Consider the following 22,319-nt stretch of genomic DNA (forward strand, 5'->3'; position numbering starts at 1 on the left):
CCCCAGCCGGGCGCGGAGCCGCACAGCGGCCCCGCGGCGGGGCGCGCGGCCGGCTCCGGGCCGCAGCACGGCGGGGCGGGCGCATGGTGATCCGCGATCCGCTGCTCGGGCAGCTGCTCAACGGCCGATACCGCGTCGACACCGTCGTGGCCCGCGGCGGCATGGCCATGGTCTACCGCGGCACGGACATGCTGCTGGAGTCGACCGTGGGCATCAAGGTCATGCACGGTCATCTGAGCGCCGATGAGACCTTCGTCGAGCGCTTCGAGCGGGAGGCGGAGAACGCCGCGCGCCTCGTGCACCCCAACCTCGTGGCCGTGCACGATCAGCAGCGCGACGGCGATGTCGTCTACCTCGTCATGGAGTACCTCGAGTCCGTGACGCTGCGCAAGGAGCTCAAGCACCGCGGGCGGCTCACCCCGCGCCAGGCGATCGTCGTGACCGACGCGATCCTCGCCGCCCTCGAGGTGGTCCACGGCGCGGACATGATCCACCGCGACCTCAAGCCGGACAACATCCTGCTGGGCGCCGACGGCCAGATCAAGCTCGCGGACTTCGGCCTGGCGCGCGCCGTGACATCGGCGACGACGACGAAGACGCTCATCGGCACGGTGGGCTACGTGGCCCCGGAGCTCGTCACGCGCACGGGCGCCGACCACCGCACGGACCTCTACACGCTGGGCATCATGCTCTACGAGATGCTCACCGGGCAGCTGCCCTACACGGACGAGGTGCCGATCCAGGTCGCCTACCGCCACGTCCACGACCGCGTGCCCCCGCCCTCGGCCGTGGTGCCCGGGCTCGATCCCGAGCTCGACGCGATCGTACTGTGGGCAACGGCCCGCGACCCGGAGGAGCGGCCCTCGGACGCCGCCGCGTTCCGCGCCGAGCTCGGCCGGCTGCGCGCGGAGCTGAGCACGGCCGCCCTCGACTTCGGGGCCGCCGCCGCAGAGCTGCCGGCCGCCGACGGCGCCCCAGTGCTCACGCCCACCGCGGGCCTCGAGCGGCCCACCGCCCAGCCGGTGGCCAAGGAGCGCAAGGCGCGCACCGACGAGATCCCGTTCGTCGGCGATGCCGAGGGCGCGCAGCCCGCGGCCGAGCCGGGCACCGCTGGCGCACCCGAGGATGCTGCGGCGGGGACCGAAGACGCAGCCGCCGGACTGCCCGCGGCCGCCTTCGCCGCCGAGACTGCGGCTGGAACCCGCGCCACCGAGGCCGGCGCCGTGACCGGGGAGCCGGCTCGCGCCACCGCCCCGGCGGGTGCGGCCGAGGACCACGACGGTGCGCGCGCGGGAGCGCTCGCGGCCAGCGCGCCGACGGCACAGGGTGCCACCCGGGCGCCCGCCTTGGGCGCGGGCGGTGGGCGGCGCCGGCGCACTGCGCGCAGGGCGCTGGGCATCACCGCGGCAACCGCGGTCGTCATGCTGGGCGGCTGGTCGGCCATCGCGCTGACCAACCCCGCCGATGGTGAGAGCACCGAGGCCCAGACGAGCACACCGCCGGCCAAGCCGCTCGTCCCGGCCGTGCAGGCGGGGACCGAGGCCAAGGCGGCGGAGCAGGCGCTGCGCTCCGCGGGCTTCGAGCCGGCGCTGGCCCAGGAGTACAGCGAGTCGGCGAAGGCCGGCACCGTCATCGGCACCGATCCCAAGGCCGGCACGGCGCTGCCCGAGCACTCGACCGTCCACGTGCGCGTGTCGAAGGGCGCCCAGCGCTTCGCGGTGCCCGATGTCACGGGCTCCTCGCTGGCCGACGCGAAGGCCGCGCTGGCCAAGGCGGGGCTCAAGGCCGGGGACGTGAAGTCCAAGCACTCCGCTTCCGTCGCGAAGGGCACCGTGATCGCGCAGGCCGACGATGCCGGGGCCAAGCTGCGCAAGGGCGCCGCGGTGGACCTCACCGTGTCGAAGGGCGAGGCGCCCGTCGAGATCCCGAACGTCAAGGGGTACGGGTACAAGACGGCGTTCGGCAAGCTCATCGGCGCCGGCTTCCGGGTCGCCCGCCAGGACGTCTACAGCGACACCGTGGCCAAGGGCAGCGTCGTCTCCCAGTACCCGGGTGCCGGGGCGGAGCGCAAGAAGGACGCGCTCGTCTTCCTCAAGGTCTCCAAGGGCAAGAAGCCGGAGAAGTCCGACGAGAAGAAGGCGGAGAAGTCCGCGGCCGCGAAGTCCGACGCGGCGAAGAAGAAGGCCGCGGACAAGCAGGCGGCAGACAAGAAGAAGGCCGCGAAGAAGTAGCCGGCGCCGGCCGGGCTGCCCGCGCTGCCCGCTCAGCGGGCGGCGAGTCCGGCCAGCGCCTCGGCCGCGTACTGCGCCTGCTCGCGGCTGACATCCAGGTGCGTGACGAGCCGCACGGTGTGCGGTCCCAGCACGGACACGCGCACACCGTGGCGCTCGGCGTCCCGGGCGAACGCCTGCGCGCCCCCGGCCGACCAGCGCTGTCCCAGCTCGACCACGACGATGTTCGTCGCCACCGCCGCGGGATCGACGGCCCCCGGCGCGGCCGAGGCAATCGCCTCGGCGATGAGTCGCGCGTGCGCGTGATCATCGGCCAGGCGGTCCGCGTTGTGCCGCAGCGCGAACAGGCCGCCGGCGGCGATGATGCCCGCCTGCCGCATGCCTCCCCCGTAGCGCTTGCGCAGGGTGCGCGCGGCGGCGATCGTCTCTGCGGACCCGGCGAGCACGCTGCCCACGGGCGCCCCCAGGCCCTTGGACAGGCAGATCGAGATCGTGTCAGCCACCTCACCGTAGACCGAGGGGGCCACGCCGGCGGCGGTCCACGCATTGGCCAGCCGGGCGCCGTCCAGGTGCACGGCCACGCCCTGCCGCGCGGTGGCGGCGCGCAGTTCGCGCAGCTCGGCGAGGTCGGCCACGGTGCCGCCCCAGAAGTTGTGGGTGTTCTCCACGCTCACGGTGGCCGTGGGCACGAGCATGGGCGAGCCGGGAGGGCTGAGCATGTCGAGTGCATCGGCCGCGCGGAACACCCCGCCGTCGGAGCGCCACGTGCGCGAGGTGATGCCGGCCAGCGCACCGTGTCCGCCGGACTCCGCGCGCAGGATGTGGGCGCGGGACTCGGCGAGCACCTCGGTCCCGGCCGGGGTGAGCGCGGCGATGCCGAGCATGTTGGCCATGGAGCCCGTGGGGCAGAACAGGCCGGCCTCGAGGCCCAGCAGCTCGGCCGTCTCCTCCTCGAGGGCGCTGACGGTGGGGTCCTCGCCGTAGACGTCGTCGCCCACGGGGGCGGCCGCCATCGCGGCGCGCATCTCCGCGCCGGGCCGGGTGACGGTGTCCGAGCGCAGGTCGATGCTGACCTCGGCTGCGGGCCGCTCGGCGCCATCGCGGGCCATGCCTGCCTCGGCTGCCGACTCCCCCGCGCCCGAGGCGCCGGCCGGCCGGGTGCCCATGCTCAGGCGCCGGCCGCTGACCGGTGGGCGCTGACGTACTCGGCGACCTGGAAGGCCATCTCGAGGGCCTGGTCGTGGTTGAGGCGGGGGTCGACGAGGGTCTCGTAGCGCTCCTCGAGGCCCGCCTCGTCGATCTGCGCACCGCCGCCCAGGATCTCCGTGACGTCGTCGCCGGTGAGCTCGATGTGCAGCCCGCCGGGCACGGTGCCCGCGTCGTAGTGGGCCTCGAAGAACCCGGAGACCTCGGCCATGATGTCCTCGAAGCGGCGGGTCTTGTAGCCCGATGACGAGGTGATCGTGTTCCCGTGCATGGGATCGCACACCCAGGTGACGTGCGGGAGGCGGTCGCCGATCCCCTGCAGCAGCTGGGGCAGCCGTTCGCGGATGACGCCGGCGCCCATCCGGGTGATGAACGTCAGGCGCCCCGGCTCGGCGTCCGGGTCGAGCCTCTCGGCCAGTGCCAGCGCGTCGTCCGCGGTGGCGGTGGGTCCGAGCTTCACGCCGATCGGGTTGCGCACGCGGGACAGGAAGTCCACGTGGGCGGAGTCGAGCTGGCGGGTGCGCTCGCCGATCCACAGGAAATGCCCGGAGACGTCGTAAGGGTCGCCGGTGCGCGAGTCGATGCGGGTCAGGGCGCGCTCGTATTCGAGCAGCAGCGCCTCGTGGGCGGCGAAGAACTCGACGGAGTTGAGCGCCTCGAAGTCCGCCCCGCAGGCCTCCATGAACCGCAGCGCGCGGTCGATCTCCGCCGCCGTGGCCTCGTAGCGCTGGTAGCCCTCGTTGGCGGTGAGGAAGCCGCGGTTCCAGTCGTGGACGAGGCGCAGGTCCGCGAAGCCGCCGGTGGTGAACGCCCGGATGAGGTTGAGCGTCGAGGCGGAGACGTTGTAGGCGGTGAGCATGCGCTGCGGGTCGTTACGGCGGGCCTCGGGGGTGAACTCGTGGCTGTTGACGATGTCGCCGCGGAAGCTCGGCAGCGTGACGCCCTCGCGGGTCTCGAGGTCCGAGGAGCGCGGCTTGGCGAACTGCCCGGCCATCCGGCCGATCTTCACGACCGGCAGCGAGCCGCCGTAGGTGAGCACCGCGGCCATCTGCAGGACGGTCTGGACGCGGCGGCGGATCTTGTCCGCGGTGGCGCCGCTGAACGACTCGGCGCAGTCGCCGCCGGCCAGCACGAACGCCTCACCGCGGGAGGCGGCGGCGATCCGGTCCTTCAGGCGGTCGGCCTCGCCGGCGAAGATGAGCGGCGGCTGGGCGCCGAGCGACTGGCGCGCGGCCTCGAGCTCCGCGGCATCCTCATAGGCCGGCTGCTGCTGGGGGCTCAGCGAGCGCCAGGCATCGAGCCCGGCGATCGTCTCCGCGCTCGCGTGCGCGCTCCCGGCCGACTGGTAGATGCTGCTGATCTTCTTCACTGCTCTTCTTCACTCCGGTTGGGTCCGCGGCGCGGCGCCGGGGGGCAGCGCGCTGGCCGCACGGGTCATGGGGCTGAGACGATCGTACGGTGCGCAGCACGCGACCGCCGCGGAGTCTCAGGACTGGCCGGCCTCGCCCTCGAAATCCTCCGGCGAGACGTGGTCGAGGAACTCGCGGAACTGCGCGACCTCTTCCTCGTCGGCCTCGGGGGCCTCGATGCCGGCCTCCTCGATGAGCTCCTCCGTCGTATAGACGGGGCAGTCGGCGATGAGCGCCAGCGCCAGGGCGTCCGAGGGGCGCGCGGAGATGGCCTTGCCGTTCTCGGTGCGCAGCTCGGCGTAGTAGATGTGCTGCTCGCGGCCGGTGATGACGACTTCCTTGAGCTCATCGTCGTAGGCGGCGATGATGTCGGCCATGAGGTTGTGGCTGAGCGGGCGCGGCGGCTCCAGGCCCCGCTGGGCGATGCCGATCGCGTTCGCCTCCCCCGAGCCGATCCAGATGGGCAGGAAGCGCGGCTGGTAGACCGCCTTGAGCAGCACGATGGGCTGGTTGGCCGGCAGCTCGATGCGGATTCCGACGACTTCGAGTTCGACTGGCATTGAGCGTCGCTCAGGCCGTCCGGGGCCGCTGCTGGAAGATCATGCGGAACTTGCCGATCTGCACGTCCGCCCCGTTCTGCAGCTCGATCGAGTCGATGAGCTGCCGGCCCACGTAGGTGCCGTTGAGCGAGCCGGTGTCGCGCAGCGTGAAGCCGGCGGGCGTCCGGACGAATTCCGCGTGCTTGCGCGAGACGGTGACGTCGTCCAGGAAGATGTCCGCGTTGGGGCTGCGGCCCACCGTGACGACGTCCGTGTCGAGGAGGATCTGCGCACCGGCGTCCGGCCCGGAGACCACGACGAGCAGCGCATCGGAATCGTGGAGGTTGTTGAGGTCCGGCACGGGGTGGATCTCACCGGTGCGCGGATCGAGGATGCCCTGGTAGCCCTGCTGCGATCCCTGCTGGCCGGCCTGCTCATCGGACGCGCCCGGGACCTGCGGGTTCACGCTGGTCCCCGGCTGGGCGGGGTTGCCCTGCGGCGGGGTGTCGTGCTGCGCGCCGAACCCCGACTGCTGGCCGCCCCACGGATTCGCGGGCTGATCGCCGGTGTCGGAGGGCCGGTCCCAGGAGCCCTGCTGGGCGGGCTGATCCCAGCCCTGCTGGGCCGACTGGCCCCAGGAGCCCTGCTGCTGCGCGGACTGCCCCCACCCCTGTTCGGCGGGCTGGTCAGAGGGCGCGGACTGCTGCGGGGCCTGCGGAGCGGGCTGCGCCCACCTCTGCTGCTGCGCTTCCTGCTGCTGGGCGTTGTTCTGGTCCCAGCCGCCCTGCTGGGCGTTGTTCTGGTCCCAGCCGCCCTGCTGCGAGCCCTGCCTGGCGGGCCGTCCCCACCCCTGGTCGCCGGAGCCGGCATTCTGGTCGTAGGGGGCCTGCTGGCCGGGCCCCTCGGGAGCGGACTGGTTCCAGCCCTGGGACGCTCCCTGGTCCCAGCCCTGCTGCTGCGGGGCCTGGTCCCAGGAGCCCTGGGGATTCTGGGCGCCGGACTGGGCGTCGGCAGACTGGCCCGCGAAGGGGAACGTGTGCGGGCGCGCGGCCTGCTCGGCGTTCTCCCAGGGGTTCTGGCTGTTGGGGTTGTGCGGCTGCGACATCACGCGCCTCCGGTTCCGACTTCGGCGGAGTAGGCATCCGCGTCCAGCAGGTCGTCGATCCCGCTCTGGGCGGCCAGGCGGACGGTGAAGAGCCAGCCGGCGCCGTAGGGATCGGTGTTGATGGTCTCCGGAGCGGAGTCCAGGTCTTCGTTGATGCTCACGATCTCGCCGCTGATCGGGGCGATGATGTCGGAGACGCTCTTCGTGCTCTCCACCTCGCCGCACTCGTCGCCGGCGGAGACGGCGTCGCCCACCGCGGGGAGGTCGACGTAGACGACATCGCCAAGCGAGTCCTGCGCGAAATCGGTGATCCCGACGCGCACGACATCGGCATCGCCGGTGCTCGCGACCCACTCGTGGTCACTCGAGTACCGGAGCGAGGCCGGGTAGTCCAGCGTGGCCATGTCATCTCCTCATACGTTCGTGTCACACAAGCATAACGTCTCACCTCGGCAAAGTGTCGTTCGCATGACAGCTTTGTCATGCCGCTGACGTGAGCCGAGGTGGTGACGCCGCTCGTCGCGTGCACGGTGGTGGTGCGGGGTGCTCCGAGGGTACCACCCGAGGCGAGGCTCACCGGCGTTCGCGGGGCGCGTTTTGAGGCGCACGTCACGCCGCGCGGTGGGTGCACCGTGCGTCCGACGTGCGCGTCGGCGCCCCGAGGTTTCCAGCGATCCTCCGGCCGGCCAACCGGTTTTGCCTCCCGTCGCCGCTCGGGATAGAGTGATCCAGGTTCGCGGCGCTGGTGCGACGCGACCGCGGGCTGTGGCGCAGCTTGGTAGCGCACTTGACTGGGGGTCAAGGGGTTTACCCCGCTCTGGTCGGCCCGAACAACTGAAAATCCATGCCACGGGCTGTGGCGCAGCTTGGTAGCGCACCTGACTGGGGGTCAGGGGGTCGCAGGTTCAAATCCTGTCAGCCCGACGTAAAAGCCCGGGTGAGAGTAGGTTTCTCACCGGGGCTTCTGCATGTCCGAGGGTGGTTTTCGGTGGTCCCCCTCTGGTCCCCCCGGTGTCGCGCCGGGCGGGCGCCTGTGGACAGCGAGACCGCCTCGACCCGCTCCCCTGTGGATAAGGGGACCAAAAGGGAACCAGAACGACTGCGAGGCTGCTCGCGCGGACGCGGGCGCACATCACAGGCCCCTGGCCGAGGGGCCGCTGCGCCGGGCCTGCTTGCGCTGTCCGGCGGCGGAGAGGAAGGCGTTGGCCTGCTCGGCTGCTGAGGCGAGATGCCGGTCGTCGGGGTGGAGGTAGCCGCGGGTAGTTTCCATCGACGCGTGGCCGAGGATGTCTTGCAGTACGTGCAGTGGGACGCCGGCGTCGGCCATCCAGGTTGCTCCGGTGTGGCGCAGGCCGTGCCGGGTGAGGTCGGGCAGGCCGAGCTTCGCGACGATGCTGTCCCAGTTGGTGGCGTCGCGGACGGTCGCGGTGGTGAGGTAGCCGCCCTTCGGGCCGACGAGGAGTTGGTCTTCGGGTTCCTTGCCTTCGGTGAGGCGTTCCAGGACGGGGCGGAGCGGTTCGAGGATCGGCACCCGGCGTTCTTTTCGACTCTTGGTCGGCTTGGTGACCAGGCCGCCCTTGCCGGGGAAGACCTGCCTGCGGATCACAACGAGGTTCTTGGCGAAGTCCACGTCTCCGACCTGCAACCCGGACACTTCCGAGGATCGCGCGGCCAGTAGCGCGGCGAGCATCACGAAGTCGCTGTAGGACTGGTGGACCTTGCCGCAGGCCTTTGCGAGCCGGTTGAGGGTCTTCATGTCTGGGATCGCGTGCGCCCGCGGGGAGGATTGTTCGGCGGACTGGCCGCGGAAGGCGTTGCGGTTCAGGCTCCGCTTGGCGCGGTTCTTCGCGGGGTTGATCTGGATCAGCCCGTCCCGGACCGCTTCATCGAGCACGCGGACCAGCGGCGCGATGGTGTTCTTGATGGTCGACGCGCCGTGCCGCTTCTCCCACTCGTCGATGGTGCGGTCGATGATCCCGGCGGTGATCTGGGTGACGGGCAGATGCCCGAGCGCGGGCAGCACCCGCAGTTTCAGCCCGTACCCGTAGGTCTCGCCTGTTGAGGTCGGGTCCAGGCCCCGCGCCCACCGGTCGCCAATTGAGGTGACGAACTCCAACAGGGTCATCGACACGTCCATGCCCTTGGTCGATGAGTTGCGGAGCTGGTCGAAGAAGGCGTGCGCTGCGGCCTCGTCGGGCACGATCTCCGACCGGGTGATACGCCGTTTGGTGGTCGGGTCGGTCCACCGGGCTCGGGCGCGGATGCCGTAGGAACGACGCTCCATGTCCGTGGACAGCTTCACCCCGATCGGCGGCACATGCTTAGGCGCAGCGGTCGGCTGGGGCTCAGCTCTCCGCGGCATGGTCGTGTTCGAGCTCGGCGAGCCAGCGGTCCACCGCATCGAGCCGGTACCGGGCGATCCCGCCGAGGCGCAGGAACGGCGGTCCGGTCCCGGCCGAGCGCCACCGTGACAGCGTGGACTCCGAGACCTTCAAGTACGCCGCGACCTCGCGGCTGTGCATCAGGGGTGACACCACGAGTGGTCCGTTGTCGCTCATGACATTTCTCCGGTGTCGGGGTCGAGGTCGCGGTAGAACGCTTCCTCGCCCTCGCGTCGGGCGGCGACGTCGGCCATGACGAACTCCACGAACTCGGCGTCGCGGTCGATGATCGGCACGTCCTCGATCGGCTCTGCGGGTTCCTCACCAGGCCAGACGGTCTGCCTGGTCGGCCGGTCGTGATCGAGCTTCGTGCCCGACGCGGCAACCCATTCGCGGAGCCGCTGGCGAGCGTCAGCGAAGTCGCGGTGCCAGCTGAGCGGGGCGGACCCGTTCTGGTCGGGGTCGTAGGCGCAGAGCCAGTGCAGATGTAGAGCGGACAGTTCCCACAGCAGCTCGGGGTGCGTGTACCAGGCCGGCGGGATGACAGAGGCGGGAACCCCGTAGGTGTGCCGGAGCCAGTTGACCCATGCGTTGAGCTCCAGCCACTCGACCTCGGCGTCGTCGGCGTTCAGCAGATTCCAGTTGATCGGGTGCGGGGGCTCGGCGATCAGCGGGTCGTCATAGCCCTCATCCGTCTCGTCCGGGTCCGGGTCCGGAACGTTACTCGCGGTCACGTCATCGGTGGCGTCGGACATGCTGTGCTCTTGTCTGCTAACGCGAGCGGTCATCGCGGCTCGCTATGGCAGCGAGGTGAGCCACGAGGCGACTGGCGCGTGCTCAGTCAGTGCGGCGCAGCAGAGCCTCAATCTCGGCGCGGTCGGCGGTGAGCTGGGCGGCGTCGGGGCGCTTGGGCCACGGGTGCAGGTCGGTGACGATCGGTGGTGCGGAGCGCAGCAGCACGATCCCGGTTCCGAACGGGAGCCGGCGGATACGGTCGGGCGGGAAGATCGGCACCCGCCGGACGGACCTCTGGTTGGAGCGGGTGCCGTGATCGCCCAGGGTCACGGAGTCGGTGTACTCGTCGCGTTCCCCGACGAGCGCGGACAGGTCTTGCAAGTCGCGGCTGTTGGATGCGCCGCCGAGGATCACCTTGACGATCGAGGCGTCCCAGATCGCGCCCGCCTGGTGCTCGTTCCACTTGTCCCTGGCTTGGGCGAGGCTCTGCAGCACCGGCATCGTCGTGATGCCCGACCCGCCCCCTTCCGCCATCAGTGTCGGAAGCGATGGCAGTGGCGACAGGTTGGCTATCTCGTCCAGTGCCAGCAGCAAGGGCGGATCGAGCCTGGCGCCGGGCGAGCGTGCGGCGAGCCGGCGGGCGGTCTCGATGAGGTCTTCCACGAGCGCGGCCACCAGCGCAGCAGATGCGCCGGCCCCTGAACCAGTAGCCAGCAAGAACAGGGTGCCCTTGTTCTGGATGAACTGCTCGGGCTCGAAGCCCTCGCCGGGGCCGGGCGAGACGGCATCAAGCACCCGCGGGTCGGCCAGCGAGCCAAGCGCCAGGGAGACGCCCTGCCAGATGGAGTCCCGGGTGCGCGGGTCGGAGTCGATCATCGCCTCCAACGACTCCGCCCACCCCGTCGCCGCCAGCGGAGAACTGGTCAAGATCGCCACCGCATCGGCGGCCGCGGTCGGGTCGAGGGTCCACCGGAACAGCTCGGCCGGCGGCCGGTTGTCGATCGCCGCTGCGTGCAGCAGCGATTGCAGGGCGGCCCGTGTCTTGCCCTCCCAGAACCCGCCACCATCGACTCCGCCGGCGGACAGCCCGGTGCCGGCGGCGAGCCCGGTAGCGCGGATCATCGCCGTCTGCGGCGACTGGCACCCACGGATCGGCGACCACCGCATCCCCGCCGGCAGACCCTCCGCCAAGTGTTGGGGGTCGAAGATCGCGACTGGCCCGATCCGACGCCGGGCGAGCATCGTCGCGGTCAGGTTGTCCGGCCGGGTGCTCGTGGCCACGACTGCACCGGGAGCGTCGAGGATCGCGGGGATCACCAGATGCAGGCCTTTGCCGCTTCGGGGCGGTCCGATGACCATGATCGAGTCCTCCACACTCGCCCACACGCCCGCGCCCTTGGAGACACCCAGCCGGTAGCCCACGTCCTGCGGACGCGGGCTGTCCAGACCGGGCCGGAGGCTCCCCGCCCGGCGCAGCAGCGCCTTCTCAGACGCGGCAGTGTTGACCTCCGAGCGAGTAGCGATGCCGGCCATCCGACGCGGGTCCTGCTCGACCTGGTGGGTGTGCCGGTGCAGCCGCGACCAGGTCCAGAGCCCGCCGGTGACGAGGCTGGCGAGCAGCAGGCTCGCGACGATCCAGTAGACGACCGGGCTCAGACCGGGCGCGCCGAGGGCTGCCGCGGGGTCTCCGGGGTCGAACAGCACCCCGATCCCGGAGGCAGGCCCGCCGGTCGGCTGGCTCGTGCCCGTGATCCATGCCGCGACCAATCCGGCGCCACGGAGCATAAGTGCGATGCCGAACAGCATCATCAGCCCGATGATGGCCGCGTTGGTCAGTTCGTCTCCAAAGGAGCCGGTCTGCCGCCCCTGACCGTTCACGGCGCCACCCGTTGGACGACGACCGTGCCGGAGACGCGTCCGAGCAGCAGCACCTCCACGACGCCGCCCGAGGTGTCCGCGCTGAGCTGTGCGGCGTCGATGAGGGCGCGAGCGGCGCCGGTCCCGGCGGCGTCAGTGTGCCCGGTGATGGCGGCGACGGCCACATCCTCACCCGGCACGAAGCCATCGCCCTCGACAGTGAGGAACACCGGAAGCGGTGCTGGATTCTCGGCCTCGGGCTTCGGCTGGGTTGCTCGGCGACGGCGGGGAGCGATGATGTCGGTGAAGCTCGTGCCGTCCGCCTCGCGGACCTCGACCCGCACCGCTGTCGTCCGGTCGTTGGTGGCGCGGTCGATGATCTGCCCGAACGAAGATCGCCGCCACGGCGGCGCGAACGGCTCTGGGGCCAGCTGCTTGCCGTCGATGGTGACGGCGACCGCGCCGTCCTCGCGCACGTCAAGCACGACGAGCGGGATGGACACCGGGACTGATTCGGGCTCGGGTTTCCTCATGGCGGCGAGGTGAGCCAGAAGGCTCCTGACGCCGCACGTTCAGGATTCGTGTGAGGCACCTGTCTCCATTGCTACGAGTTCATCTGGGCATTTCATAGGTGGAAGGTGCGCCCACGCCGCAGGATTACTAGGTTCGTCGCGCCTCGAAGATCGCCTGACAAGACTTCGGAATTCTCGAAGGTTTCGGTGTAATCTCGATGTATGGGCAGGATTCCTGAACAGGTGGGTCGATGGTGCTGAGGCCAGTGCCGAGCTTGCTGGCGACGCCGCTCGTGGCGTCGCCGCTGGATGCTGACGATTTCGAGCAGGAACTGATCGACCAGTACGCTCTGGCGCAGGCTGCGGCGGGGATCTCGGACGGCTACATCACCAGTTCCCGGTCGGTCGTGTTCGACTTCGCCCAGTCGTTGTCCGGGCCGATCTGGTCTGCGGGCTACGCCGACGGCGACAACTTCCTCGCCGAGCAGCGTCGCCTGGGGCGAGCTCAGTCGACTCGGGCGAGCAAGGCGGGCATGATCGCCCAGTTCTATGACTTCCTGATCGCCCGCTATCTCGGCGAGATTCGCGCCGCGACCGGGATCGTGGTCGAGCAGCCGATCGACGAGTGGAACCGGCCCTCCGGGGTCTCGTTGGGCAAGGTGCGGGTGCCGCCCTCGGATGCCGAGGTCGCCGAGTTCTTCGAGTGTTGGCGTCTGTCGATCGCGGATGCCCGGAAGTACCTGCCTGCCGCTAGGGATTACTTCGCCGCGTCGCTCTGGCGCAGGGTCGGGCTGCGGATCAGTGAGTCGGTGATGCTCGACATTCGGGATTGGCGGCCAGACCTCGGGCAGATCGGCAAGTTGCACGTCCGATTCGGGAAAGGCTCACGCGGCCGCGGTTACAAGCCCCGCCTGATCCCCGCGATCAATGGCGCAGCCGAGTTGATCGACTGGTGGCTTGCCGAAGTCCGCCCCCTGTTCGGGTCGGATTGGAGCAACCCGGATGCGCCGATGCTGCCGAGCGAACGCATCGACCGCAACCTGGATCGTCCGTTGCGGGTCGGCCCGAACGCGTTGCGTCGCGCTCTGGCCGATGAGACTGAGAAGTGGCTGCCGGCGTGGGCGGGGCGCATGACGCCGCATGTCCTCCGGCACTACTGCGCCTCCTCGCTCTACGGGGCCGGGATGGACTTGAAGGCGCTCCAAGAACTGCTCGGCCACAACTGGCTCTCGACCACGAGCCAGTACATCCACGTTCGTGGCGAGCACATCGAGAATGCTTGGCTGCAGGCCAACGCCCGTATCGAGCAACGCTTGGGAGGAGACGACTGACATGCTCTGGAACCTGCGATTGAAAGCCGCCGAGCGCGGCATCTGGAAGTCTGCCGAGCTGCGGCGGATGCTCGCCGACGCCGGTCTGGAACTCAGCCTCGGCAAGATGTCGGCGCTCTGGACGGGCAACCCCACCACGATCCGCCTCGATGACCTCGACGTGATCTGCCACGTCCTGTCCTGCGAGCCGAGCGACCTGCTCGTCCGTGAACCCGACAAGGTACTCGCCCGCAAGCCCGCCAAAGAGATGATCGCCGGGGCCTCCGACACTCCGCCAATCGTCCGGCCGCGGCCAGGGAACCCGCGCTCGACGCCACCGCTATGAGCACAGCGCCGGGGATCGGTTCCCGCTATCGGCCTCCGCGTACCTGCTTCTCCTGCGGCGTGAACCGGGCGGCATGGACATGGCCCCGCGTCGAGTATTGCTACGACTGCATGCCCGGCGGCCCGTTCACCCCTCCGCCCTGCGAGCGATGCGGCTCGAGTTCGTACTTCAGCCAGGGCCTGTGCGAACGCTGCCACCCCGGAAGCCCCGGCTACCTCGGCTCCTGCAAGGACTGCCTCGCCTGGGGCGTCTACCGTCGTCACAACTGGCGCTGCTGGGCCTGCCGATGGTGGTTCGGGCACTACCCGGTCGGCGACTGCACCTACTGCGGACGGCACGCCCCGATCGGCGTGCAAGGAGCATGTCGGCTCTGTCTCGAATCCGCCCGCCGGGTCGCCGAGCCCGGACAGGCACCCGATCTCGCAGTCCTCGCTCGCATCGGGCAACAGCTCTTCTTCGCGAACCTGCCCGCGCCCCGCAAGCCCAAACGATCGAGTTCGGGGGTTCGGGCGCTCCGCAGGGCTCTCGCAGCGCAGCTCGACCGGCAGGCGGAGTGGGGTCAGCCCGAGCTGTTCCACATCGACCCGGATCCAGAGTTGCTGCGGCAGGCGACGACGGCCGGAGCACGGGATTGGACCTATATGACCGACACGATCGTGTTCGCGCACGCGGAGAAGTTCGGCTGGTCCGAGCGCCAGACGAACCAGGTCCGCCGCTCGTTGAAGATGATCCAGCTGATCCGGCCGGACGGCGCCACCCAGGTCCGGGCCAGCGAGGTCTTACGGCTGAGCGGCTACGACACCAACACGAACCGGGTCTCCACTCTCGATGTTCTCGCCGAGGCCGGCTTCCTCATCGACGACCGGGTGCCGACGATCGTCACCTACTTCGAGTCGAAAACCGAGGGGCTCCCGCAGGCGATGATCGACCAGCTCGTCGTCTGGTTCGAGATCATGCGCCACGGCTCTCACACTCCGCCCCGCCGCAAACCCCGCGATGATCACACCACCCGCACGCTGATCCTCGGCCTTGCGCCTATTCTCCACGCCTGGGCCGGCGCCGGCGTCGAATCCCTCGCGCAGATCAACACGCGCATGGTCTCTCAGGTGATGCCCGACGAGCCGAGCCAACGACACTGGGCCGACCGCGGACTCCGCTCGGTGTTCTCCATCCTCAAAGCCCGCAAGCTCATCTTCACCAACCCGATGAAAGACCTACCGACGGTGAGCGTCCGGCAGACGATCCCGATGCCCCTCGACCCAGCTGTGATCCGCGCCGCGCTGAACCACCCCGACCCGGCCACGGCGCTCGGCGTCGCGATCGTCGCGTTCCACGCCCTGACCAACGGGCAGACCCGCGCGATCCAGCTCACCGACATCGTCGACGGCCGCCTCACTCTGCCTGACGGCCGGACCATTCCGCTCGCTGAGCCAGTCAAAGTGCGTCTCGCTGCCTGGCTTGACCACCGGGCCGCGAGGTGGCCGCGAACTCTCAACCCGCACCTGTTCATCACGCAGAACACGGCGCCGAGACTGCTTGCTCCCGGCCACACGTTCCCCTGGAAGAAAGCCGGCCTGAATCCGCAATCCCTGCGCAGCGACCGTATCCTCCAAGAGATCTACGCCACCGGCGGCGACGTGCGCCGCATCTGCGACCTCTTCGGCCTGAGCATCGCAGGCGCATCCCGCTACGCCGCGACTCTCGGGCAGCCCTCTTTCCATGAGGAGATTCCCGTCCGGCGAGTTCGTGTGCTTTCAGAGAGCGTCCACGACTCGTGAGGCTTGTCCTCATGCTCAGGCTGCTTGAGAGAGGCCCAAACGGTGCATCTTGCTTCTCAGGCGCGGGGCACGGGCGGTCCGAGCCAGAGCAGGGTGACGAAGAGTGCCGTGACGAGCAGGATCAGCAGGATGATCGACAGGAGTACATGTCGTAGTATCCAGGCCTGGACGTGCTCGATGAACCCGTGCGGTGCCTCACCGCCGGGTGCGAGCCGCCAGTCGCCGGCCAGCAGTCCTTTGCGATCGACGATGATCTCGAACGGCATCGTGGCGAATGGCACGATCGCGAGCAGCAGCCCGGTGAGGCCGAGTCGGAGAGGCCATTTCTGGTTCACCCATACGAAGATCGTGCTCGCGGAGTAGCACAGGAAGACGAATCCGTGGATGCCTCCGGCGATCGGGACGAGGTTGGCGACGTCGAACGCGCGGAGGATGAGCGCGGTGATGAGGCCGGCCCAGGTGAACATCTCGGCGATGGCGAAGCTCCGGAAGAGCATGCGCGGGCTGATGGTCTGGGGTTTCTTTGTCGTGGTCATGAAGGATGAGCCTCTTGCTGTGCTGACGGGTTGATGGGAGTCGCAACCGATGCACGGCGCAGGCGTAGGGCGCCGATGAATCCGAGCGCGAGGAATACGGTCGCGATCAGGAGCGCCCAGCGGGTCGCATCGGCGAATCCGCTCGTGAGCGCGTCGACAGCCGTCGCGGTCTGATCGCCGAGACTGCTACTGCTTCCCTGTTCTCGGAGCTGCATGATCGTGGTGCCCGCGGACTGGCGGGTGGCGTCCGCAAGCGAGTCCGCCTCCGCGCCGGTGAGTCCCGCGTCGCCGAGGGCGGCGGGGAGAGTGAGCGCGAGGGAGATCGAGAGCGTCGCTCCGGCGAATGCGGTACCGAGGGCGGAACCGATCTGCCGGACGGTGCTCTGCGTGGCCGATCCCTGGCCGGAGACTTCGACGGGGATGTCCCGAAGGACGGTACCGGTGAGCTGTGCGGAGGCGAGACCGAGGCCGAGACCGTAGACGATCAGAGGGATCGCGATGAGCCAGCCCGAGGTCGCGGGCCCCAGGAGCAGGGCGAGGGTGAGGACGCCTGCGACTTCGAGGCCGAGGCCGATGAGCACGGTGCCGGGCGCGCCGAACCTCGCGGCGAGATGCCGGGCCGCGGCACCGGAGAGGAACGCGCCGACGGCCATCGCGGCGAGCACGAGGCCGGCGCCCATGACGTCGAGGCCGAGGGCGTTGATGAGGTAGAGCGGGAGGACGAAGATGATCGCGAACTCACCGACGGCGACCATCGCGGCGGTGAGGTTCCCCCACGAGAACGTGGAGAACGAGAACAGGCCGAGGTCGAGGAGCGCGGCGCGCTGCACCTTCTCGCGGTGTCGTTCCCAGATCACGAACAGGACCAGCGCGATCGCGGCAACGGCGAACGCGACGGGCACGGCGGAGATCGCTGCATCTTTCGGCCATACCCATCCGAAGACGGTGAGGTCACTCTTCGGGGTCCACCAGCCAAGGTCGGGGCCTTCGATGACGGCGAACACGAGCGCCCCGAATCCGATGGCGCTGAGCAGCGCGCCGTCGACATCGACACCGGGACGCCTTTTCTCACCGCGCGTCTCGGGCACGGTGAAGAGCGCGGCAATGAACACGAGGACGCCAAGTGGGAGGTTCACCAGGAAGATCCAGTGCCACGAGGCCCACTGGGTGAGAGCACCGCCGGCGAGTGGGCCGACGGCGGCAGCGCCGGAGATCACGGCGCCCCATACCCCGAACGCCGCGGCACGGTATTTGCCTCGAAACACGGCGTTCACGGTTGACAGAGTGGAGGGCATGATGAACGCCGCCCCGACTGCCTGCACCGCACGCGCCCCGATCAGCACCCCCGCGGTCGTCGCGGCGGCGGCGAGCAGACTGCCAGCGACGAACACGATGAGACCGGCGAGGAAGAGCCGCTTGCGCCCCCACCGGTCCGCGAGATTCCCCGTGGAGAGCAGGAGGGCGGCGAGCAGCACGGCGTAGAGGCTGTTCACCCACTGCGCGTCCGTGAGGTCGAGATGCAGGTCGCCGATAATGGCGGGCAGCGCGACACCGACGATCGTGCCGTCGAGCACGATAAGGCCGAGCCCGATGGAGAGAACGGCGAGGCCGAGCCAGTCCCGCCGGGTCGGCGCGCTCTCCTGAGCGGTCGGTGCTGCAGTCATGGTCAGGCCGCTGCGGCTTCGGCGGGCACCGGCGTGCGGCCGGTAACGGCGCGGCGGAGCGCGACGAAGAAGACGATCATGCCCGCCGTGATTGCGATGTGCCCCAGACCCGCGATCCCCGCGATCATCGCGTTCGATTCCCGACCGAGGACGGTGAGGGTGCCGTGCCAGATGAGCATCGCGGAGGTGAGGATCACGCCGGCGTTGTACAGCCAGAAGAACCAGGCGAACAGCTTCGGGCTGCGGGAGATCGTGAAGACCTTCTCGATGACGAGCACGATCAGCAACACGATGAACCCGAGGGTCAGCAGGTGCGTATGGGCGAGGCCGAGCTGGGTGAACTGGCCCTCGGGGAAGTCGTTGAGCTTGGTGAACTCACGGTAGAACAGACCGGAGGCGACGCCTACGAGCATGTAGATGAACGCGGCGTTGAAGAGCTTTCTCATGAGTGGGGATTCCTTTCGAGTAGAGGATGAGAGCTGCGGGGTTAGATGAGGCCGGTTTCCTGGGCGAGGTGGATTGCGCGGGAGCGGCTGTCGACGTCGAGCTTGGTGAAGATGTGCGCGATGTGGCTCTTCACGGTGGCCTCGGTGACGAACAGGGTGCGAGCGATGTCCTTGTTCGCCGCGCCCGTCGACATGAGCCGCAACACCTCGAGCTCCCTTTCGGTGAGGCGCGGCAGCGGGTTCCGCATGCCCTGCAGGACTCGGCCTGCGAGATCGGGGGCTAGGAACATGTCGCCCCCGGCTGCGCGGTGGATGCCTTCGATGATCACTTCGGGCGCGACATCTTTCAGAAGGTAGCCGGCGGCGCCGGCTTCGATCGCGCCGAGGATCTCGGCGTCGCGGTCGAAGGTCGTGAGGATGAGCACGGCCGGTGCCGGGTCGAGCGCGCGAAGTGCGGCGGTGGTCTGGATGCCGTCGATGCCGGCTCCGAGGCGGAGGTCGCACAGCACCACGTCGGGGTGAAGGTGGGCGGCGAGGGTGACGGCTTCTTCCCCGGTGGCGGCTTCGCCGACAACGTGCACCGTGTCGGTGTCGAGGACGGCGCGGAGTCCGCTGCGGACGACGGGATGGTCGTCGACGAGCAGCACGGTCGTGGTCATGGCGTCTCCTCTGCGGCCGGCTCACTGCCGGAAGCCTGCGTCGTGGTGATGGGGTGGATCGGGAGGTGCACCGAGATCGCGGTGCCTTCACCTGGGGCGCTTTCGATATCGAGGCCGCCGCCGAGTTCCCGGAGCCGGGCGCGCATGAATCTGAGCCCGTAACTCGACGCCTCCGATCCGGGTTCCATGGTCTGGTCCCATGCGTGGACGTCGAACCCGGTGCCATCGTCGATGAGATCGAGCCGCACCGCGGAGCCCGAATCGATCAGACTCATCACGACCCGGGTGGCGTCCGCATGCAGGCGCACGTTCGCGAGCGCGGACTGCGCGGTACGCAGCAGTGCGACCTCGACCTCGGTGGAGAGCGCGGGGAGTGCTTCATCGACATGCAACTCGGTGCGGAGGCCTATCTCGTCCTCTGCGCGGTCGAGCATGCGGCGGAGCGCCGCCGCGAGGGCATTGTCCTCAAGCTCGGCGGGCGCGAGCGCGGCGACGATGCGCCGCACATCGGAGAGGCTGTCGCCCGCCAACGTCTCAACCTGTTCGAGGGTCCGCACAGCATCGGCATCCTCCGTGCGGCCGGCTCCGGCGTGGGCGAGAAGCCGGATCGAGGAAAGCGCCTGCGCGATCGTGTCGTGGATATCCCGGGAGATGCGGGTGCGCTCGGCGACCGCACCCGATTCGCGCTGAACGAGTGCGAGCTCATCCTGCAGATCGGCCGTCTCCTGCTGCGCTCTCGTGAGCGAGGCCACCAGGCGCTCGCGTTCAGCCCCGTCTCGGAGGAGCTGGAGATAGCCACGCGAGATCCCGAACGCGAAGATCCCGCCGATGAGCGGCCCGAACACGTTCGCGTAGCTCGTGGTGCCGTGATGCAGGATCGGGGCGATGATCACCACCGTGAGCACCAGCCCGGAGAACAGCAACCCCCACGGGACGGGCAGCAGGTGCCCGGCGAGCAACCAGAGCAGGAACGCGATCCACACGAACTCCGCGGACACCGCGACCGCCGCGACCCAGATCACCGCGAACCCGACCAGCCACCACACGACGATCCGCTGGGAGCGGGTCCGGGACGGCAGGATCGTTCCGGCCGTATGCCAGGCCAGGATCGCCAGGCCCGCGACGATCGCAGCCGGAATCGGGGTACCGTCGCCGATGGCGCGGATCACTCCGATCAGAGTGAGGACGGCGGCGATGAGGTGCTGACCGATCTCCATCGCCCGCACGGTGGCGCCGGTGGCTACCGGCCCCACCTGGTCAGTGCGCGTCAGCGGCGCGTGCAGGATGTTCATGCGTCCATTCTCCCCGGCCCGGCTTTCCGGGCCACCAGATGCGGTCGCCGACGAGGGCGAAGATCGCCGGCACGATCACCGTGCGCACCACCAGCGTGTCGACGATCACCCCCACACCTACGATCAGGCCGAGCTGTCCGAGGGTTACCAGCGGCAGCACGCCGAGTGCGGCGAACACGGCCGCGAGAACGATGCCCGCGCTCGTGATCACGCTGCCGGTGTGGGCGATCGCCTCGACCATGCCCTCCCGCGTGCCGCGGACCGTAGCCTCGGCGCGGGCGCGGTGCACGAGGAAGATCGTGTAGTCGATGCCGAGGGCGACGAGGAACAGGAACGCCAGCAACGGCACCTGCAGATCGAGGGCGTGCTGGCCGAACAGCACCCGGCTCAGCCACGCACCGGCGCCGATCGCGGCGACCGCACTGGCGAGGTTCACCAGAAGCAGCAGCACCGGGGCGACGATTGAGCGCAGCAGGATCAGAAGCACGAGGAAACTCACCGCGAGTACGAGCGGTGCGACCAGCCAGAGATCCTGCTGATTCCCGGCACGCGCGTCGAGATCGGTGGCGACCGCGCCGCCCACGAGCGCATCCGCTCCCGGCACCCCGTGCACCGCGTCGCGCAGCTCCTCAATCTGGGTGAGACTGTCCTCGGTGCTCGGCGCGTACTCGCTGGTCACCATGATCTTCGTGAGCGACGCGTCGTCCGTGGTGCCGACCGGGTGGGCCCGGACCACGCCCTCCACGTCGTCCGCCGCCGCGACCACGGCATCGGCCTCCGTGCTGTTCGCGACGATGAAGATCGGCTGCGCCTCACCAGGCGGGAAATGATCCGACAGGACCTCCAGCCCCGCCGCGGACTCGGACTGCACCCGGAACTTCTCGATCTGATCGAGCCCGACCGATGTCCCGAACAAGCCGGTCGCCATCACCGCGAGCAGCGCGACCCCGGCGAGGAGACTCGCTACCGGACGCTTCACGACACTCGTCGCGATCCTCCGCCACGCGCCGCCCTGCTTGCCGGTGTCGTCCGGCTTGGGCATGAACGGCCAGAACACCTTCCGCCCGCACACCGCCAGCAGCGGTGGCAGCAAGAACAGGACCGCGGCGAGAGCGACCAGCAGCCCGATCGCGGATGAAATCCCGAGCCCGTGCGTGCCAGGGATCACCGCGAGCACGAGCGTCAGCAAAGCGAGCACGACCGTGACGTTCGACGCCAGGATCGCAGGAACAGTCTTCCGCCATGCCGCGCTGAGCGCTTGCCGGTGGTTCTGCGTCGCCTGGAGCTCCTCTCGGTACCGGGAGATCAGCAGGAGCGCGTAATTGGTGCCCGCGCCGAACACGAGCACGCTGATGATGCCCGCATCGAACTGCAGGTTCCATGCCGCGCCTGCCGCGGCCGTCAGGCGGCCCGCGAGCCCGTCCGCGAGCCCAACCGCGACGAGCGGGATCAGCCACAGCACTGGCGACCGGTAGGTGACGATGAGGAGGATCGCGACGATCAGGATCGTCACCAGCAGCAACGTGAAGTCGGCGCCCTCGAACGAGGCCGCGACATCCGCGCCGAACGCCGGCCCGCCGGTCACCAACAGCGACATCCCCGCCGGCGCATGGTCGGCGACATCCGTGCGCAGTTCTTTGATCACCGCCGCCGTGTCCGTGTTCGTCTCGCCGACCTTGATCGGTGTGATCAGGACCGCAGCCTTCCCATCGTCACTGACCATCGGCCCGGACGAGGCCGCATCCGAACGGGCGTCGAGCACCGGGAGGAGACCTTTGAGCTCCTCGATCTCACCCTCGGAGAGCTTCGCGCCGTCATCGCGGGACGCGACGACGAGCACGGACTGACGGTCCGCGTTCGGGAACTTCCCCAACAGCTCGCTCGTTTGCGTGGACTCCGCACTCGCAGGCGCCTGATCGTTTCGCGCCGGGGCCTTCGCCGACCCGAACACACCGAACAAGACGACCATGATCAACAAGACGAGACCGAGCGATACCCACGCCCCGCCGCGCGAAGTCAGCCGGTCGGAGAAAGATCCACGAGTGCGAGAAACTGCCATGCCATCAACCCCACCAGGAAGTTCCTCCTACGGCATCGCGAACAATATTGAACTGAATCTCAACCTTTTGGACGATGCCGACGGCCCCACGAGCCAAGCATGTGACGATTGCCCGTCGCCGGTCTCAGGGCCCTGACCCCGGGTCTTGGACACGTGGAATCCAGCAGTTGCTGGAGGAAGCGAGATGATCAGGACTATGGCCAGGAAGAACTACTCCGATGAGTTCCGTCGGCAGGCCGTCGACTTGTACGAGT

20 protein-coding genes and 2 tRNA genes are annotated in these 22,319 nt (G+C 69.3%); 6 read left to right on the plus strand and 16 right to left on the minus strand.

Annotation, left to right across the window (positions count from 1 at the left end):
• Positions 1-83: 83 nt before the first annotated feature.
• Positions 84-2,231: a protein kinase domain-containing protein gene (locus GSY69_RS10405; protein ID WP_160953788.1), complete on the plus strand. Its 2,148-nt coding sequence runs from the start codon at positions 84-86 to the stop codon at positions 2,229-2,231.
• 32 nt (positions 2,232-2,263) lie between these two features.
• Here the strand turns inward: GSY69_RS10405 and GSY69_RS10410 are convergent, their stop codons facing one another.
• The 5 genes from GSY69_RS10410 to gcvH all read right to left on the minus strand — a co-directional run bounded on the left by GSY69_RS10410 (position 2,264) and on the right by gcvH (position 6,894).
• A complete protein-coding gene (locus GSY69_RS10410) occupies positions 2,264-3,397 on the minus strand; it encodes a threonine aldolase family protein (RefSeq protein ID WP_235936479.1) in 1,134 nt (377 codons plus the stop codon).
• Between the two features lie 2 nt (positions 3,398-3,399).
• Positions 3,400-4,797, minus strand: coding sequence for a class II 3-deoxy-7-phosphoheptulonate synthase (locus GSY69_RS10415; RefSeq protein ID WP_407925024.1), 1,398 nt, complete (start codon positions 4,795-4,797; stop codon positions 3,400-3,402).
• Between the two features lie 126 nt (positions 4,798-4,923).
• Positions 4,924-5,406: a bifunctional nuclease family protein gene (locus tag GSY69_RS10420; protein WP_160953789.1), complete on the minus strand. Its 483-nt coding sequence runs from the start codon at positions 5,404-5,406 to the stop codon at positions 4,924-4,926.
• 10 nt (positions 5,407-5,416) lie between these two features.
• Positions 5,417-6,490: an FHA domain-containing protein gene (locus GSY69_RS15385; protein ID WP_160953790.1), complete on the minus strand. Its 1,074-nt coding sequence runs from the start codon at positions 6,488-6,490 to the stop codon at positions 5,417-5,419.
• Positions 6,490-6,894, minus strand: coding sequence for a glycine cleavage system protein GcvH (gcvH, locus tag GSY69_RS10430; protein ID WP_160953791.1), 405 nt, complete (start codon positions 6,892-6,894; stop codon positions 6,490-6,492). The genes GSY69_RS15385 and gcvH overlap by 1 nt, the downstream gene beginning before the upstream one ends.
• Before the next feature lie 355 nt (positions 6,895-7,249).
• On the opposite strand from gcvH, the gene GSY69_RS10435 reads away from it, so the two are divergent.
• Positions 7,250-7,320: transfer RNA gene (locus tag GSY69_RS10435), tRNA-Pro, on the plus strand.
• A gap of 20 nt (positions 7,321-7,340) precedes the next feature.
• Positions 7,341-7,414: transfer RNA gene (locus GSY69_RS10440), tRNA-Pro, on the plus strand.
• Between the two features lie 208 nt (positions 7,415-7,622).
• Here the strand turns inward: GSY69_RS10440 and GSY69_RS10445 are convergent.
• The 5 genes from GSY69_RS10445 to GSY69_RS10465 all read right to left on the minus strand — a co-directional run bounded on the left by GSY69_RS10445 (position 7,623) and on the right by GSY69_RS10465 (position 11,996).
• Complete coding sequence (locus GSY69_RS10445; protein ID WP_328698846.1) at positions 7,623-8,792, minus strand: tyrosine-type recombinase/integrase; 1,170 nt, start codon at positions 8,790-8,792, stop codon at positions 7,623-7,625.
• A gap of 43 nt (positions 8,793-8,835) precedes the next feature.
• Entirely contained in the window at positions 8,836-9,048 is a 213-nt protein-coding gene (locus GSY69_RS10450; RefSeq protein ID WP_047311589.1) for a helix-turn-helix transcriptional regulator, read from the minus strand.
• Positions 9,045-9,626, minus strand: a complete 582-nt coding sequence (locus GSY69_RS10455; protein WP_160953793.1) for a hypothetical protein — start codon at positions 9,624-9,626, stop codon at positions 9,045-9,047. Before GSY69_RS10455 ends, GSY69_RS10450 begins: the two co-directional genes overlap by 4 nt.
• A gap of 82 nt (positions 9,627-9,708) precedes the next feature.
• Positions 9,709-11,484, minus strand: coding sequence for a TraM recognition domain-containing protein (locus GSY69_RS10460; protein WP_160953794.1), 1,776 nt, complete (start codon positions 11,482-11,484; stop codon positions 9,709-9,711).
• On the minus strand, positions 11,481-11,996 hold the full coding sequence (locus GSY69_RS10465; RefSeq protein WP_160953795.1) for a hypothetical protein: 516 nt from the start codon (positions 11,994-11,996) through the stop codon (positions 11,481-11,483). Before GSY69_RS10465 ends, GSY69_RS10460 begins: the two co-directional genes overlap by 4 nt.
• Positions 11,997-12,226: 230 nt before the next feature.
• On the opposite strand from GSY69_RS10465, the gene GSY69_RS10470 reads away from it, so the two are divergent.
• The 3 genes from GSY69_RS10470 to GSY69_RS10480 are packed head-to-tail and all read left to right on the plus strand — an operon-like array spanning position 12,227 to position 15,409.
• On the plus strand, positions 12,227-13,306 hold the full coding sequence (locus tag GSY69_RS10470; protein ID WP_160953796.1) for a tyrosine-type recombinase/integrase: 1,080 nt from the start codon (positions 12,227-12,229) through the stop codon (positions 13,304-13,306).
• A gap of 1 nt (position 13,307) precedes the next feature.
• A complete protein-coding gene (locus tag GSY69_RS10475; protein ID WP_160953797.1) occupies positions 13,308-13,631 on the plus strand; it encodes a helix-turn-helix domain-containing protein in 324 nt (107 codons plus the stop codon).
• Complete coding sequence (locus tag GSY69_RS10480; protein ID WP_202411032.1) at positions 13,628-15,409, plus strand: hypothetical protein; 1,782 nt, start codon at positions 13,628-13,630, stop codon at positions 15,407-15,409. The genes GSY69_RS10475 and GSY69_RS10480 overlap by 4 nt, the downstream gene beginning before the upstream one ends.
• A gap of 56 nt (positions 15,410-15,465) precedes the next feature.
• On the opposite strand, the gene GSY69_RS10485 is transcribed toward GSY69_RS10480, so the two are convergent.
• From GSY69_RS10485 to GSY69_RS10510, 6 genes are read right to left on the minus strand one after another with little or no spacing between them, the layout of a single operon-like run.
• Positions 15,466-15,945: a DUF3817 domain-containing protein gene (locus GSY69_RS10485; RefSeq protein WP_235936480.1), complete on the minus strand. Its 480-nt coding sequence runs from the start codon at positions 15,943-15,945 to the stop codon at positions 15,466-15,468.
• Positions 15,942-17,609, minus strand: coding sequence for a DHA2 family efflux MFS transporter permease subunit (locus GSY69_RS10490; RefSeq protein WP_160953798.1), 1,668 nt, complete (start codon positions 17,607-17,609; stop codon positions 15,942-15,944). Before GSY69_RS10490 ends, GSY69_RS10485 begins: the two co-directional genes overlap by 4 nt.
• A 2-nt stretch (positions 17,610-17,611) precedes the next feature.
• The gene (locus tag GSY69_RS10495; protein ID WP_160953799.1) at positions 17,612-18,055 is read right to left on the minus strand and encodes a DUF2871 domain-containing protein; all 444 of its coding nucleotides are present in this window, start codon (positions 18,053-18,055) and stop codon (positions 17,612-17,614) included.
• A gap of 41 nt (positions 18,056-18,096) precedes the next feature.
• Positions 18,097-18,714 carry a response regulator gene (locus GSY69_RS10500; protein WP_160953800.1) on the minus strand — a complete coding sequence of 206 codons (618 nt, stop codon included), beginning with the start codon at positions 18,712-18,714 and terminating at the stop codon, positions 18,097-18,099.
• Complete coding sequence (locus tag GSY69_RS10505; RefSeq protein ID WP_160953801.1) at positions 18,711-20,006, minus strand: sensor histidine kinase; 1,296 nt, start codon at positions 20,004-20,006, stop codon at positions 18,711-18,713. Before GSY69_RS10505 ends, GSY69_RS10500 begins: the two co-directional genes overlap by 4 nt.
• Positions 19,972-22,065, minus strand: coding sequence for an MMPL family transporter (locus GSY69_RS10510; protein ID WP_202411033.1), 2,094 nt, complete (start codon positions 22,063-22,065; stop codon positions 19,972-19,974). The genes GSY69_RS10505 and GSY69_RS10510 overlap by 35 nt, the downstream gene beginning before the upstream one ends.
• Positions 22,066-22,319 lie beyond the last annotated feature (254 nt).

This window comes from Brevibacterium rongguiense (assembly GCF_009857845.1).
GTDB lineage: Bacteria > Actinomycetota > Actinomycetes > Actinomycetales > Brevibacteriaceae > Brevibacterium > Brevibacterium rongguiense.

Coding starts and splice junctions, on each gene's coding strand:
- GSY69_RS10485 (WP_235936480.1), bottom strand. CDS start 15,945: ATGACCACGACAAAGAAACCCCAGACCATCAGCCCGCGCATGCTCTTC.
- GSY69_RS10455 (WP_160953793.1), bottom strand. CDS start 9,626: ATGTCCGACGCCACCGATGACGTGACCGCGAGTAACGTTCCGGACCCG.
- GSY69_RS10420 (WP_160953789.1), bottom strand. CDS start 5,406: ATGCCAGTCGAACTCGAAGTCGTCGGAATCCGCATCGAGCTGCCGGCC.
- GSY69_RS10505 (WP_160953801.1), bottom strand. CDS start 20,006: ATGAACATCCTGCACGCGCCGCTGACGCGCACTGACCAGGTGGGGCCG.
- GSY69_RS15385 (WP_160953790.1), bottom strand. CDS start 6,490: ATGTCGCAGCCGCACAACCCCAACAGCCAGAACCCCTGGGAGAACGCC.
- GSY69_RS10470 (WP_160953796.1), top strand. CDS start 12,227: ATGGTGCTGAGGCCAGTGCCGAGCTTGCTGGCGACGCCGCTCGTGGCG.
- GSY69_RS10500 (WP_160953800.1), bottom strand. CDS start 18,714: ATGACCACGACCGTGCTGCTCGTCGACGACCATCCCGTCGTCCGCAGC.
- GSY69_RS10410 (WP_235936479.1), bottom strand. CDS start 3,397: ATGGGCACCCGGCCGGCCGGCGCCTCGGGCGCGGGGGAGTCGGCAGCC.
- GSY69_RS10480 (WP_202411032.1), top strand. CDS start 13,628: ATGAGCACAGCGCCGGGGATCGGTTCCCGCTATCGGCCTCCGCGTACC.
- GSY69_RS10405 (WP_160953788.1), top strand. CDS start 84: ATGGTGATCCGCGATCCGCTGCTCGGGCAGCTGCTCAACGGCCGATAC.
- GSY69_RS10490 (WP_160953798.1), bottom strand. CDS start 17,609: ATGACTGCAGCACCGACCGCTCAGGAGAGCGCGCCGACCCGGCGGGAC.
- GSY69_RS10465 (WP_160953795.1), bottom strand. CDS start 11,996: ATGAGGAAACCCGAGCCCGAATCAGTCCCGGTGTCCATCCCGCTCGTC.
- GSY69_RS10475 (WP_160953797.1), top strand. CDS start 13,308: ATGCTCTGGAACCTGCGATTGAAAGCCGCCGAGCGCGGCATCTGGAAG.
- gcvH (WP_160953791.1), bottom strand. CDS start 6,894: ATGGCCACGCTGGACTACCCGGCCTCGCTCCGGTACTCGAGTGACCAC.
- GSY69_RS10510 (WP_202411033.1), bottom strand. CDS start 22,065: ATGGCAGTTTCTCGCACTCGTGGATCTTTCTCCGACCGGCTGACTTCG.
- GSY69_RS10495 (WP_160953799.1), bottom strand. CDS start 18,055: ATGAGAAAGCTCTTCAACGCCGCGTTCATCTACATGCTCGTAGGCGTC.
- GSY69_RS10450 (WP_047311589.1), bottom strand. CDS start 9,048: ATGAGCGACAACGGACCACTCGTGGTGTCACCCCTGATGCACAGCCGC.